Annotated in this window: 9 protein-coding genes; 8 read left to right on the top strand and 1 reads right to left on the bottom strand. The window is 56.9% G+C overall.

Annotation, left to right across the window (positions count from 1 at the left end):
• The first annotated feature begins 12 nt into the window (after nucleotides 1-12).
• The 8 genes from tssH (at nucleotide 13) to KDX39_RS14535 (ending at nucleotide 12,643) form a co-directional block, all read left to right on the top strand.
• Nucleotides 13-2,631, top strand: coding sequence for a type VI secretion system ATPase TssH (tssH, locus tag KDX39_RS14570; RefSeq protein WP_231660853.1), 2,619 nt, complete (start codon nucleotides 13-15; stop codon nucleotides 2,629-2,631).
• 10 nt (nucleotides 2,632-2,641) lie between these two features.
• Entirely contained in the window at nucleotides 2,642-4,162 is a 1,521-nt protein-coding gene (locus KDX39_RS14565; protein ID WP_231660994.1) for a sigma-54 interaction domain-containing protein, read from the top strand.
• A gap of 187 nt (nucleotides 4,163-4,349) precedes the next feature.
• Nucleotides 4,350-5,507: a type VI secretion system-associated FHA domain protein TagH gene (gene tagH, locus KDX39_RS14560; RefSeq protein ID WP_231660852.1), complete on the top strand. Its 1,158-nt coding sequence runs from the start codon at nucleotides 4,350-4,352 to the stop codon at nucleotides 5,505-5,507.
• A gap of 15 nt (nucleotides 5,508-5,522) precedes the next feature.
• Complete coding sequence (gene tssJ, locus KDX39_RS14555; RefSeq protein WP_442964548.1) at nucleotides 5,523-6,011, top strand: type VI secretion system lipoprotein TssJ; 489 nt, start codon at nucleotides 5,523-5,525, stop codon at nucleotides 6,009-6,011.
• A 2-nt stretch (nucleotides 6,012-6,013) separates the two neighbouring features.
• On the top strand, nucleotides 6,014-7,345 hold the full coding sequence (gene tssK / locus KDX39_RS14550) for a type VI secretion system baseplate subunit TssK (protein WP_231660851.1): 1,332 nt from the start codon (nucleotides 6,014-6,016) through the stop codon (nucleotides 7,343-7,345).
• Nucleotides 7,346-7,362: 17 nt separating this feature from the next.
• Entirely contained in the window at nucleotides 7,363-8,238 is an 876-nt protein-coding gene (gene icmH, locus KDX39_RS14545) for a type IVB secretion system protein IcmH/DotU (RefSeq protein ID WP_231660850.1), read from the top strand.
• Nucleotides 8,235-11,741 (top strand): type VI secretion system membrane subunit TssM, encoded by a 3,507-nt coding sequence (gene tssM / locus KDX39_RS14540; protein ID WP_231660849.1) that lies wholly within the window; start codon nucleotides 8,235-8,237, stop codon nucleotides 11,739-11,741. The genes icmH and tssM overlap by 4 nt, the downstream gene beginning before the upstream one ends.
• Before the next feature lie 32 nt (nucleotides 11,742-11,773).
• Nucleotides 11,774-12,643, top strand: a complete 870-nt coding sequence (locus tag KDX39_RS14535) for a serine/threonine-protein kinase (protein WP_231660848.1) — start codon at nucleotides 11,774-11,776, stop codon at nucleotides 12,641-12,643.
• Between the two features lie 259 nt (nucleotides 12,644-12,902).
• On the opposite strand, the gene KDX39_RS14530 is transcribed toward KDX39_RS14535, so the two are convergent.
• Complete coding sequence (locus KDX39_RS14530; RefSeq protein WP_231660847.1) at nucleotides 12,903-13,361, bottom strand: metallophosphoesterase family protein; 459 nt, start codon at nucleotides 13,359-13,361, stop codon at nucleotides 12,903-12,905.
• Nucleotides 13,362-13,474 lie beyond the last annotated feature (113 nt).

The following is a 13,474-nucleotide window of genomic DNA, read 5'->3' as shown; positions in this document are numbered from 1 at the left end:
GGATAGATAGTCATGATCAATGTAGACCTGCAGCAACTGGTCAATGCTCTGGACGCGCCCACCCGGATGAATCTGGAGAGCTGCGCAGCGCGTTGTGTCACGAGAGGAGGCAACAGAATTCTTGTGGAGGATTTGCTGCTTGCCCTTCTGGAACGTCCGGACAGTCTTCTTTCCCGGGCGCTTTTGGATGCTGATGTCGACTCTGCGCATTTTGCGTCTTTGCTGCAGCCGGGTATGGAGCAAAGCGCCTCTCGTAATCCGGTATTTGCGCCGGAACTTGTGCAGTGGCTACAGGACGCGCTGCTCGTGGCCAATCTTGAGCTGAGCCAAAGCCACATTGAACAGGCCGCACTCGTTCTTGCACTGTTGCGCAATCCGATTCGATACGCAGGCAGCCGCTATCAACCACTGCTGAGCAGGATCAATGCGTATCGCTTGAAAGATTTCTTTCTTGCCGAGCAGCATGATCCCGAAGGGCGTTTGCTTGAACGGGCAGACGAATCGCTACTGAAACGCTTCACTCACAACCTGACACAGCGGGCGCGTGAAGGTCGGCTTGATCCCGTCCTTTGCCGGGATGAAGCGATTCGGCAGATGATTGACGTGCTCTCCCGAAGACGCAAGAACAATCCGATCGTGGTAGGCGAAGCCGGGGTCGGTAAAACCGCGATTGTCGAAGGCCTGGCGCTGAGAGTCGTTCAGGGTGAAGTGCCTGAGTCTCTCAAGGATGTTGAACTGCTGACACTGGATATGGGCCTGCTGCAGGCCGGGGCGAGCGTCAAGGGTGAGTTCGAGCGTCGTCTGAACGGGGTGATCGAGGAGGTGAGGGCATCAGCGCGCAGCATCATCCTGTTTATCGACGAGGCCCACACTTTGATTGGCGCAGGAGGACAGCCAGGCGGTTCCGACGCTGCCAACCTGCTCAAGCCGGCGCTGGCCCGAGGGGAGCTTCGGACAATCGCAGCGACAACCTGGTCGGAGTACAAAAAGTATTTCGAGAAGGATCCGGCGCTGGCACGCCGTTTCCAGCCGGTTCGCCTTTTGGAGCCTACAGTGGAAGAGGCAATAGTCATTCTGCGTGGTCTGGCTGCGACCTATGAAAAAAGCCACGGTGTGTATCTGCGCGATGATGCTGTGGTCGCAGCGGCTCGGCTATCGGCGCGCTATCTCACCGGTCGGCAGCTACCGGACAAGGCGGTTGATCTGCTTGATACCGCCTGCGCTCGTGTTCGCATCAGCCTGGCAGCCGCGCCGCAACAATTGGAGCGCCTGCGTACCCGGTTCGCCGAGGACCAGCGTCAGCTCGACGCCCTGCGACGAGACTCACAGGCCGGGTTGGGTGTTGATGAACGGGCTCTGTTGACGCTTGAGGAAAGTCTTCAGGAACTCCGGAAGCGAAAAAGCGACGTTGAAACCTTGTGGAACCAGCAACGCGCCAATGTCGAACAGCTACTCAATCTGCGTCAGCAGTTGTCCGAACTGCGCGAGAAGCGCTACCTGAAGGCAAAGACTGATATCGAGCATCCTCATCAATTGTGTGCGCTCATAGAGTCGTTGGAAACGGAGCTGACAGGTGTTCATAAAGCCCTGACCGAAGGTGAGGCAGCGGAGCGACTGGTCAGTTTTGAAGTGTGCCCTCGATTGATCGCCGAGGTGGTCTGCGGCTGGACCGGCATCCCGCTTTCACAGCTTGCACAGGAACACAGTTCGAAAGTTGCCGGTTTCGCACAGGACCTGAAAAAACGTATTCGTGGCCAGGACCAGGCTGTTCATGTGCTTGACCGAGCGATGCGTGCCTCGGCGGCAGGCCTTAACAAGCCGGATGCTCCGGCCGGTGTTTATCTTCTGACAGGCCCCAGTGGCGTGGGCAAGACCGAAACAGCCATTGCGCTGGCTGACTTGTTGTATGGCGGTGAGCGTTTTCTCACGGTCATCAACATGTCCGAATTTCAAGAGAAACATACGGTTTCCCGTCTGATAGGCGCGCCGCCCGGTTATGTCGGGTACGGAGAGGGTGGTCTGCTCACCGAGGCTGTTCGACAAAAGCCATATTCGGTCATTCTGCTGGATGAGGTGGAGAAGGCCGATCCCGATGTGATGAATCTGTTTTATCAAATATTTGATAAAGGCATTGCCAATGATGGTGAGGGCCGGGAAATCGACTTTCGCAATACGCTTATTCTTATGACGTCCAATCTTGGAAGCGAACTCATTGCGACGTGTTGCCAGGCAGATCAACGACCTGATGTCGAGCAACTCGAAGCATGCATTCGCCCGATGCTGATCGCGCATTTCAAGCCTGCACTTCTGGCAAGGATGCAAGTCGTGCCGTACTACCCGATTTCTGGAGAGATACTGCGCGAACTGATCGAACTCAAGCTAATACGCCTGGGAGAACGGTTGAAAAGTCGAGGACTCACCTTCGCGTATTCAAAGTGTCTCGTTTCGTTCTTGCTTGAACGATGCTCGCAAGGCGATACGGGAGCGCGGTTTGTGGATCGCCTGCTGGACACTTGCCTCATTCCATTGATTGCCAATCGTCTGCTCGGCGCGATGTCCGACGGTCAGGGCATTCAACGCGTTTACGCGACGCTGGATGCTGCCGGCCTCATTGTCTGTGAGTTCGACTGAGATGACGTCGATGTTTAACGCTGTCCAGAATCCGCTGGACTACGCGCATACGCTATGTTCGATCTACACCCAACTGTCGTGCGCTGGCGACAGTGAGTCGCTGCTCAACGGGTTTGCCCGGGCAGCCTGCCAGCTTGTCGGTTGTGAGCTTGCCCAGTTATTCATCTTTGAAGCAGTCAATGAGCGGCTTGATCTGAAGGTGCAGGTGTTGAATGACATCATTCAGCCCGAAGCCGTCGCAGGTCATTATTCCGATTACAGTACGGAAAACCTGCTTCAGTTCGCTCTGTCTCAGGGCACGCCTGTCAGTGTGAATGAAGTCGACTCCGGCCTTTACGATACTGGCTTCCTGCCCTCAAGGCCGTCAGGCTGGAAGTCATTGTTGTGCGTGCGTCTAAGCACCAGAGATAACGTCACGACAGGGCTTCTGGTGTGCGCCAGCGAAGCAGCCAGATCACTCGAGTGCTTCGCGGCGTCATTGGAATCGCTGGGTTCTTTCGTACTTGCGCTGAAGGTTCTGTTCGAGCGCCGCCATGCCCTTACGGGAATGCCGATACTGGAGTCCGGGTCCTCGAATTACGGGCTGATCAGCAAAAGCGAACCCATGCGTCAGACCTGTCAGTTGGTCGGCAAGGTTTTGCAAAGCGCCTACACCGTTCTGCTGACTGGCGAGACCGGGACGGGCAAGGAGGTCGTTGCCCGCGCCATCCATTCCTACGGACCCCGGCGCAAAAAAGCTTTTGTAGTGCAGAACTGCGCCGCGTTTCCCGAAAACCTTCTGGAAAGCGAGTTGTTCGGCTATCGAAAGGGGGCGTTCACCGGCGCTGATCGCGATCGCCGCGGTCTTTTCGACATCGCGGATGGCGGCACTCTCCTGCTTGATGAAATAGGCGATATGCCCCTCGGACTCCAGGCAAAGCTTCTGCGAGTCTTGCAGGAAGGAGAAATACGTCCTCTGGGTTCAGACACGGTACGTAAAGTCGATGTGCGCATCATTGCTGCCACGCACAGGGATTTGCCAGCGCTGATAGCGCAAGGGCGTTTTCGCGAGGACCTTTATTACCGCCTCGCCCAGTTTCCCGTTTCGTTACCGCCGTTGCGGCATCGCGTGGAAGATATCGAACCGCTGGCCAGACAGTTTGCGTCCAGTGCCTGCATTTCGTTGCGACGTGAACCGGTACGGTGGTCGGAATCCGCACTGTCTTTTCTCTGTGACTATTCCTTCCCCGGCAATGTGCGGCAGTTGAAGGGTTTCGTCGAACGCGCTGTTCTGCTTAGCGAGGATGGACACCTGCTGCCGGAACACTTCCCTGTTGTAAACGGTGCCGAAGGTTCTCTTCACGGCGTGACGTTGCGTGAGCGCATGGAACATTTCGAACGTGACGTATTGCTTGAATGCCTGCGTAAAAACAGTGGCAATCGAACGCTGACCGCGCGGAAGTTAGGTCTGTCACGACGCACATTGCTTTACCGGATGACGCGCCTGGATATAAACAGCGCCAGAAAGTGCTCCGCCAGGTGCCCCCAATAACCGGATCGTTAGTTTCATGGAGATACCTGATGAACTTCAGTCAGTGGAGGGCTGTTCTCTTTTTTTGTGCGCTATCGATTCTTCTGGCCGGGTGCAGTGGCCCATTGAAGTTCGATGATAGTGAATATCGTGCCCTTGGAAATACGACGTCAAACAATCGCAATCGATGAATCAGAGAGATGTGTTGATGGAATTGGTGTTGGAAGTAATCAACCCGCCGGACCTCAAGGAGGGGTGCTCACCGTCGTGGCGCTTCAATCAGAGCGGCGGTGTTCTGGGACGCAGTCCAGAGTGTGAGTGGCGTATTGAAGATCAGGCGCTTTATGTGTCCAGGCAACATGCGCGTATCAGTCATGAAGACAACGTGTTCTACCTGACAGACATCAGTCGTAACGGCACTCTGCTTAATGGTGTTGAAACCCTCTATGCCGGAGAAAGGCGATGCGTCAGGCATGGCGATACTTATCGAATGGGGGACCTGGAATTGCGAGCTTGTCTGCTCGGCATCCGGAGCGAGCGAACCGGTCAAAAAGCGCAGCCATCTATTAACGGTCTCCCGGTTTTCGCTGAACTCGATCCACTCGCTGTATGGCAGGCAAGTGATAAAAGCCACTGTCATCCCGATGAGCTTTCATCCTTGCTGGAGGAGCGGGTCGAGTTTCCAGGCATTGGTCGATATTCATCTACAGATCGCGAACAGTTACTGTTGCCGGAGTTGATACCTGCATCCCTGCCGGCTGCCCAGCGTTATGCGAAGTGTGCCGACGAAATGACTGGTTTGTTCTGTCAGCGGCTTGCCGAAGCGCTCGATGTGGACCTGAGTGGCATCGATTCGACAGCGTGCGAAGGGTTGGCAATTGATGCAGCACGGCTGTTCAGACAGTGCATTGATGGTCTGGAGCACGGTTCATCGACTCGCAATGAGCTTGACTCTGAACTGGGGGGTTGCCGTCCAGAGTCAGGATCCGGCAAGGACCGACCTGTCGATTCGCTGGATGCCAGCTCGATTATCCAGCTGCTTTTGCACCATCAGTCCGGGCAAGCGTCCCGAATGATTACTCAATCATTTCGCGCTTCCCAGTCCCATCAGGTTGCCCTTCTCGCAGGTTGCCGGGCCATGGCGCGCTCGGCTCTGGAGCATTTCTCCCCGCAACGGCTGCATTGGCAGTTTGAGCATGAAGACAAGTCCTGGCTACGGACCGCGGGCAGTCGATGGCGCGCTTATGTTCACCACCACCGGACCCTTGCTCAGAACGATCAATGGACTATGGGGCTGTGGAACCGGGATTTTCTAAAGGCTTACGACGAACAGATCCGCCTGATCAACACCCTTTACCCGAACTGACTGAGAAAAACCTGAATGCCTATGTATTACGCCAGGCCAGTGATGCTGGCCATGTTCATGTTGCTGGGCGGCTGCTCGGCGCTGTCGCTTTATTCCACGCAGACGCGGCTGGAGATCAGCCTTACCGGGAGTGATCGACTCAATCCGGACCTCAACGGCCGACCCTCACCAACGGTCCTGCGCCTTATGGAGTTGAAGCATCCCGCTACGTTCCAGAGTGTGGATTTCTTTTCCCTCTACGACCGCGCCAAGGACGTGCTCGCTCAGGATCTGGTCGCGACGGAGGAACTGGAGTTGCGCCCCGGCGATCGCGTCGACCTGAAGCTCAAGCTTGAGCCTGGCAGTGCTTACGTCGGGGTGCTGGCTGCGTATCGCGATCTTCCCGAGGCTCGATGGCGCTATGTGATCCAACTGACGCCCGAGGCGCTGACGCGGGCCGAATTCACACTTGATGAAGCCGGTTTGCATCGCAGTGACGAAGCCGTTTCAAGGGCAGGGAGCTAAGCATGAACGCTCACAATGTTATCTGGCAGGAAGGCATGCTGCTGCGCCCTCAGCACTTTCAACACAATGATCGATACTACGACCAACAGATGAGGTTGTGCACGCAACTGACTGGCATACACATGTGGGGCTTTAAAACGGTTGAAATCAATCAACAGTTTTTAGGCTCGGGTCAGATTGTTATCAATCGGGCATCAGGTGTACTGCCGGACGGCACCTTTTTCGATTTGGGCGACAGGGATAAACCATTGGCATTGGAGATACCTCCAAACACGGCCAACACCGCGGTTTATCTGGCATTGCCACTGGTGACGGGTAATTGCATCGAGGCACGCAGTGCCGACCAGCCGGATGTGGTTGCCCGATTTACCACCTACGCCACTGCAGTCGCCGATTCGAATGCCGGAGAAGATACCCGAATCGAAATACTCTGCGCCCGGCCCGAGTTTCAATTGCTGCTGGGGGACCAGAAGACCGAGCACGCTTACGTAAAGCTCAAGGTGTGCCAGGTACTGGTCAGCACGCCTGACAATGCCGTCAGGCTCGACGATGGGTTCGTTCCTTCTTTCATCAATGCAGGCGGGTCGCCTTATCTGATGTCGTGTTTGAAGGAGGTCGTGAGCCTGCTTGGGAACAGAGGCAACGCCATCGCCGGACGAATCCGCTCCAACGGTCAGGCAGGCAGCGCCGAGGTCGGTGATTTCATGATGTTGCAGTTGATCAATCGAACGGAGCCGGTGCTTCAGCACTACCTGACCCTGCAGGACGTTCACCCCGAGCGGCTTTATCGTTCGCTTTTGGCATTGCTTGGCGAACTGTCGACCTTTGGTGCTGAAAGCAAGCGTCCGCTGCTGGACGGCCAGTATCAGCACAGCGATCAGGGCACGACGTTCGGAAAAGTGATGTTCGCGATTCGACAGGTCCTGTCGATGGTCCTTGAACAGCACGCCATTGAACTGGAGCTGCAAGTGCGTCAGTACGGCGTGCTGGTTTCTCCGCGCGTGGATCGACAATTGTTGGGCTCAGCCTCGTTTGTGCTAGCAGCCCGGGCGCAATGCGATGCTGAAGAGCTGCGTCACCGGTTGCCTTCTCACCTGAAGGTCGGCTCGGTCGAAAGCATCCGCGAGCTGGTCAGTCTGCATCTGCCGGGCATGCGTCTCAGACCCTTGCCCGTAGCACCGCGTCAGATCCCGTTCCATTCGAACAGAACCTATTTCAGTCTGGAACTCAACGAGCAGGAGCAGGCGCAAGTGGATACGTCTGGTGGATTTGCCTTCCATGTTTCGGGGGATTTTGCAGGTCTTGAACTGCAATTCTGGGCGGTCAGAAACTGATGGCAAAGGTAGTGGATATGCAAGACCACAATGAAAATCCTACTCGACTGCACGGGCAGCGCTCAGGTGATCACACTCACGAAAGGCTCACGTGTTCGGCCGGATTCCATCCGTTCGAAAGTCTTCAGGAACGGTTGACCTACAGTGCCCGACTGGCGCCTGAAAAGCGTATGGACGTTCACATCAACCCCTTGATCGCTGCTGCAAGTGACCTGCTGCGGCACCTTTCAAGGCTAGCCGCTGCACCGGATGAAGAAGACATTCGCCCGTTGAACAGAAAGCTGATCGGGCAAGTGAAACTGTTCGAGGCCCATGCCCATCATCACGCGATAGAACACGACCAGATGCTGGCGGCACGCTATGTGTTGTGCACGGTGCTCGACGAGGCTGTCCTGATCACCGCATGGGGCAGCGCCAGTAATTGGTCGACCATGAGTCTGTTGAGTCATTTCCATCAGGAGACGTTTGGCGGCGAGAAGTTTTTCCAATTGCTGGACAGACTGGGCAGTAATCCGGCCAGGCACCTGCACATGCTGGAGCTGATGTACCTCTGTCTGGCTCTGGGGTTCAAGGGCAGGTACCGCGTCTCGCAACGGGGTGATGACGGACTGGACGATATTCGCGACGGCCTCTATCGGCAGATACGCCAGTTGCGAGGAGAGGTACCTATGACGCTTTCGCCGCATTGGCGTGGCTCGCAAGAGGACGCTTCGGAGACGCCGCGGCTCGTGCCGTCCTGGCTGGTGATCATGTTCACACTGATGACACTGGCGGTGATGTATTCGGGGTTCGCCTGGGTGTTGGGCAAGCAGCGCGAGACGGTCCTCAGGCCTTATCAGTTCATTGATTCAGGTGCGCTTCAGCGCCAGTCGCACAACCGAGAGACCCGATGAAGACATTATTGAAAAAGTTGTTCTCCGTGCTGGGAAAAACCTGGGTCTGGTCGTTATTGCTGGTGCTCGTCATGAGCGCTCTGGTCTGGCTATTCGGGCCTTTGTTCGCGGTCGCCGAACACAGGTTTCTGGACAGCGCGACTTCGCGCCTGCTGGTTGCCATTGTGCTGTTGCTTGCCTGGGGGCTGGCAATGGTCTTCGTCGGTTGGCGAACAGGTAGAGGCGACGAAAAAAAACAGGGCAACGACACCGAAAAGGAGCAGATGCACCAAAGCATCGCAATTGACAAGGAGCGTCAGGAGCTGACCCGCCGGTTCAAGGACGCCGTAAGGCTGATCAGGCGTTCGAGTCTTTACGACGGGCACGGCGATTCCGGGCGCCTGGAATTACCCTGGTACCTGATGATCGGCCCGCAAGGCAGTGGCAAGACCAGCCTGCTGGACTTTTCCGGGCTCGACTTCCCCCTCAACAAGGTTCAGCGCAAGCTTACGCGCGATACCAGCAGCACGCGCTGTTGTGATTGGTATCTCACTGATCAGGCGGTGATCATGGACACCGCTGGCCGTTACCTGAGCCAGACGCAGTCAGAAGTAGACAGCAGCGCATGGGGCACGCTGTTGTCATTGCTACGTGACAGACGCCGCGTGCGTCCTCTCAGTGGCGTGATGGTCACTTTACCCGTGGAGCTGTTGATCGACGACCCGTCGAATCGACTCGAGTCATTGGCCGAAACCGTTCGAACTCGTCTGGACGAGGTTCGTCGTCGACTGAGCATTGAGGTTCCCGTTTATCTCGTGCTGACCAAGGCTGACGCTATAGAGGGCTTCGATGAGTTCTTCGACCAGTTGTCTCGTGAGGAAAGCCGGCAGGTACTGGGCTCCACGTTCGGCAAGGACGAGCGGGGCAGCGACGTCGATGTTGTCGGCAAGGCATTCGAGTCGTTGTTGAAAAGGCTGGGCAGTCAAGTCATCACGCGGCTTCATCAGGAGCGCGACATTCAGCGACGTGGCCGAATGCTGGAGTTTCCTGATCAATTGGGACGCATCGGCAATAGCCTGAATATCTTCGTCGAGCTGGCCTTTTCGGGCAATCGTTACCAGCGTGCCAGCCATCTGCGCGGTTTTTACCTCACCCGTGCGCCTCACATGATTGATCAGGCTAGCCCGCTGCAAGAGCAGGCGGTTGGCGATCAGGACAGCAGTGGTCTGCCGTTACGGCATGCCGGGCGCCCGCGATTCATCCATGACCTATTGGCACGGGTCATATTTCCGGAGTCCAGGCTTGCGATGCTCGACAAAAACGTGCGTCGACAGCTGGGTTGGAGACAGCGTGCGATCCTTGGCAGCGCGTTCCTTGTGGTCGCTATGGCCGGTGTGGTGTGGGCGACCGGATTCAACGCCAACCACGACCGACTTGAAGCACTTCGTCTGGCCGCGCAACCGTTGGCCAGGCAGCACTTGCAGATAGGCCCACAGGATGACGTTTTGGCGGTGCTTGATGCTCTGAACACTCATTACCAGTCCACGCAGGTATTTCCCGATACAGCGGGGCTGTCCGTCTACGAGCGCAATGGCTTGTATCAAGGACAGGTTGTCAACGAGGCGCTGCTGGCCAGTTACCATGCGCAATTGCAGCAATTGTTGTTACCTCGTCTGGCAGGCTTGCTCGAAGCACAGATGCAGGCTGCTGCACACGACCGTGAGCAGTTGTTGGGCAGTTTGCGCGCTTATCTGATGCTGACCCATCAGGAGCACCGGGATCGTGTCTGGCTGCGGGAATGGGTCGCCGCTGACTGGTCGATACGCTATGCCGCTCATGCCCAGGCGCGGCGTCAATTGAATGAGCATGTGCAACGTTTGCTGGATCTGCCGTTTGTCTACCAGGGCAACGCCGAGCTGGTGGCGCAGACTCGCCAGGTGTTGCGCAACGAGTCTCTGGCCAGTGTGGTTTATCGAGTACTGCGTGATAAGGCGCGCAGCCTTCCCGAGTACAGCCTGGCGCAACGAATCGGTCCGCAGCGGATGCTGCTGGCAGGCACCGACTATCGTATTCCGGGCTTTTACACACGTCATGGCTATCAACAATATTTTGTGGTTCAGGGCTCGACAGTGGTCAGCGAAATTCTCAAGGACAACTGGGTGCTGGGCGAGAGCGCAGCGCTTGGCACTGCCGACTTGCGCCGGTTGATGATCGAACTGGAGCAGCTTTATTTCCGCGACTACGCCAATCACTGGTCCGAAGCTGTTGATCGGGCATCGTTGCAGCCGTTTGAAGGACCAAGGCAGGGGGCGTTGCAAATGGCCGGTCTGAGCGCCGCCAACTCGCCGCTGGTGCAGTTGCTGATTGAAATCCGGGACAACACCCGCTTCCCGACGGTGGCCGAAAGTCTCGACACACTGCCTGTCCCGGACAAGGCCGGTGCTGTGGGCAAAGTCGCTTCAGCCGTTGGCGGGCACGTACAGCAAGCGATAGCCGAGGGCCTGCCCGACGCTGCGAGGAAGACGCTGCAACGTCGCTTCGATCCGTTGCATCGACTCCTGGATGAAGAAAATGCGCCCGGTGCTGACCTGATCTCCCTGTTCAGTGCGCTGGATGACGTTCAACTGCAAATGGCGGCGCTGGGCCGCTCTGGCCAGCCTGAACTGGCTGCATTCGAGATGGCACGGAGCCGCATGGGCGGGCAGCGCGATGCGTTGAGCAGTCTGCGTAATACGGCTGCATCGCTGCCGCAGCCTGTGGCCGGATGGTTCAATGGGTTGGCGGAAGATGTCTGGAGCCACGTCCTGCATCAGTCGTATCAGTACGTCAATCAGCGTTACAAGGATGAGCTATACAGTTTCTACGGTCAGGCGCTCGACAAGCGCTATCCGTTTCACGCCCACAGCAGCAGCGATGTTGCGCTCAGCGATTTTCGCGAGTTTTTCAAATCTCAGGGGCTCGCTGACCGCTTCTTCAACAGCTACCTGAAACCTTTTGTCAGCGGCGAGCCTGGCCACTATCGCTTGCGCAGCATCGACGGCTACAGCCTGCCGATGAGCCGGGCGTATCTTGATCAGATGTCTGCGGTGTACGCCATTCGCAACAGCTTTTTCGCGGAAAGCGCTCAGGAACCAAGGGTCCGGTTCAAGCTTGAGCCTTACACACTTGATCCGAATGTCAGCCGCGCCGAGTTTCGCCTGGGCAACCAGTCTATCGAGTATCGCCATGGGCCCATCGTACCCGTTGCTTTCACATGGCCCACCGAGATCGAGGGTGGCCGGGCCAGTTTGATCATGGACCGTATGGCCGGTCGCCCGATGGGCATCGAGAAGAATACTGGCCCCTGGTCACTGTTCCGCCTGCTGGAGCTGATGCAGACCGAACCACTCAAGGGACGTGATGTTATGGTGTTGAAAGCCGATGTGGGCGGGATGCGGGCCAACTATCTGCTGCTGGGACAGCGTTCTCCGAACCCCTTCGATATGTCGGTGTTACGAGGCTTGCGTATGCCAGCACAGCTTTGAACGCCCGGAAAGCGCAAGACAGGTTTCCCGATGTGCTCTCAGGCCGCTATAAAGTCGAGCGTTTGCTTGGCGCCGGCGGCATGGGAGTCGTCTATCAGGGCCGCGACCTGCTGCACGAGTTGATGGGCGAGCCTGATCCCTGCATCGCGATCAAGGTGCTCAACGATGATCTGGCGACGGCGAAGGACGCCGATGCACTGCTTTACAGCGAGTTTGCCCTGACACGGCACCTTCATCATCCGCATGTGGTCCGTCCTTTTGCGTTTGGCGTGGACGCCGATCGGCATCGAGCTTTTATGACGCTTGAATTCATGCGCGGTGTGCGCCTTGATCGACTGCTCAAGACGCACACCGCAGGATTGCCTTGGGAGCAGGCAAGAGGAATGGCGATAGCGCTCCTGGATGCCGTGGCACATGCTCACGAGAAAGGCGTACTGCATGGGGACGTGAAACCGGAAAATGTCATGCTCACTGAGCAAGGCCTGCGACTTTTCGACTTTGGTCTCGGGCAGCCCGTCGATAGGGTTCTCAGCGGACTGCCGCAGATGAATCGACACTCCTTGCAGCCCTGGACGCCGCGTTATGTTGCACCCGAGGTGCGTGATGGCGGCCCACTCACAATGCAAGCCGATGTTTACGCCGTTGCACGAGTGCTTTACGAAATGATCGCAGGAAGGAAAGCACTGGTTGATGCCGGTGACCTTCAATCCTGCCCGGTACGCGGCGCTTCATCGCTACGGAAACCCGAAGGTCTTCCGCCCGCATGTTGGTCGGAATTACGTGTGGCGCTGATGACTGATATTCGAGACAGAAAAGTAAGCGCTCGCCAGATGCTTAACGCTTATACGCGCGCGTCGAAGCGGCGGTTTTGGCGATGGGGTCAGGCTATGGTCAGCGATTAACGACCCGCAACGACCCGTGTCAATTCGTAGATCGTACTTCATCAACCCTAGGCTCTGTACGAAAAGTGGCTGCGCTCGGTGATGCTGCGTTAAAAACAGGCTCGGAATGCTCATTTACAACACGTAGACTCCGCTTCCTCGCCTGTTTTTGCCTTGCCTGACCTTCGCTCGCCGACTTTTCGTACAAAACCTAGGGGATCTTTCACGCAATGGTTGATGGCGCTTGATGTGTAGCGCCGACTCATGTAGTCGCACCACGTTACTCAAGCAGTTGCACCAGGCGTGGTTCCAGCGAAGACGCCTGCACATCAAGCAAAACCAGCGTCACCGGCAATTTGAAACGACGCCGTCCCGCACTGCCGGGGTTGATGTAGAGCTGCTCCCCGCGCCATTCAATAAGCGGCTTGTGCGAGTGCCCGGTGACCACCAGCCGTGTGTGCTCATCAAGCAGGACGGGCACATCGGCGATGTCGTGTACCAGTAATACCTGCCAGACACCCAGTTCGAAAAGCAGATGGTCAGCGATGTCGTTCGCCCAAGGCGAATCAACGTCGTTGTTGCCACGCACGATGTGCAGCGGGGCGATGGCCTTGAGCTGCTCGACGATCTCTGCGCTGCCAATGTCTCCGGCGTGGATGATCTGCTCGCAGCCTTGCAGGGCTTCCACGGCTTCTGGACGCAGCAAACCGTGGGTGTCGGAAATAATGCCGATTTTCATGAGGGCCTCGCAGCGATGTTGAGTGGGTTATGACCGCGAGAATTGATGGGTGTGCCTGCTGGAAAGTGGGTCTTGAAGAAAATAGTCTCGGGGTCACGGAACGCGGATGCTGC

It is taken from the genome of Pseudomonas sp. CDFA 610 (genome assembly GCF_021147865.1).
GTDB classification, from domain to species: domain Bacteria; phylum Pseudomonadota; class Gammaproteobacteria; order Pseudomonadales; family Pseudomonadaceae; genus Aquipseudomonas; species Aquipseudomonas alliivorans.
The sequence above is the reverse complement of the archived record's forward strand: the minus strand, read 5'-3'. Positions and strand labels throughout refer to the sequence as shown.

Excerpts from the sequence above, each read along its gene's own strand:
- tssK (WP_231660851.1), top strand. The coding sequence starts at position 6,014 with ATGAACGCTCACAATGTTATCTGGCAGGAAGGCATGCTGCTGCGCCCT.
- KDX39_RS14565 (WP_231660994.1), top strand. The coding sequence starts at position 2,642 with ATGTTTAACGCTGTCCAGAATCCGCTGGACTACGCGCATACGCTATGT.
- tssH (WP_231660853.1), top strand. The coding sequence starts at position 13 with ATGATCAATGTAGACCTGCAGCAACTGGTCAATGCTCTGGACGCGCCC.
- tssM (WP_231660849.1), top strand. The coding sequence starts at position 8,235 with ATGAAGACATTATTGAAAAAGTTGTTCTCCGTGCTGGGAAAAACCTGG.
- tagH (WP_231660852.1), top strand. The coding sequence starts at position 4,350 with ATGGAATTGGTGTTGGAAGTAATCAACCCGCCGGACCTCAAGGAGGGG.
- icmH (WP_231660850.1), top strand. The coding sequence starts at position 7,363 with ATGCAAGACCACAATGAAAATCCTACTCGACTGCACGGGCAGCGCTCA.
- tssJ (WP_442964548.1), top strand. The coding sequence starts at position 5,523 with ATGCCTATGTATTACGCCAGGCCAGTGATGCTGGCCATGTTCATGTTG.
- KDX39_RS14530 (WP_231660847.1), bottom strand. The coding sequence starts at position 13,361 with ATGAAAATCGGCATTATTTCCGACACCCACGGTTTGCTGCGTCCAGAA.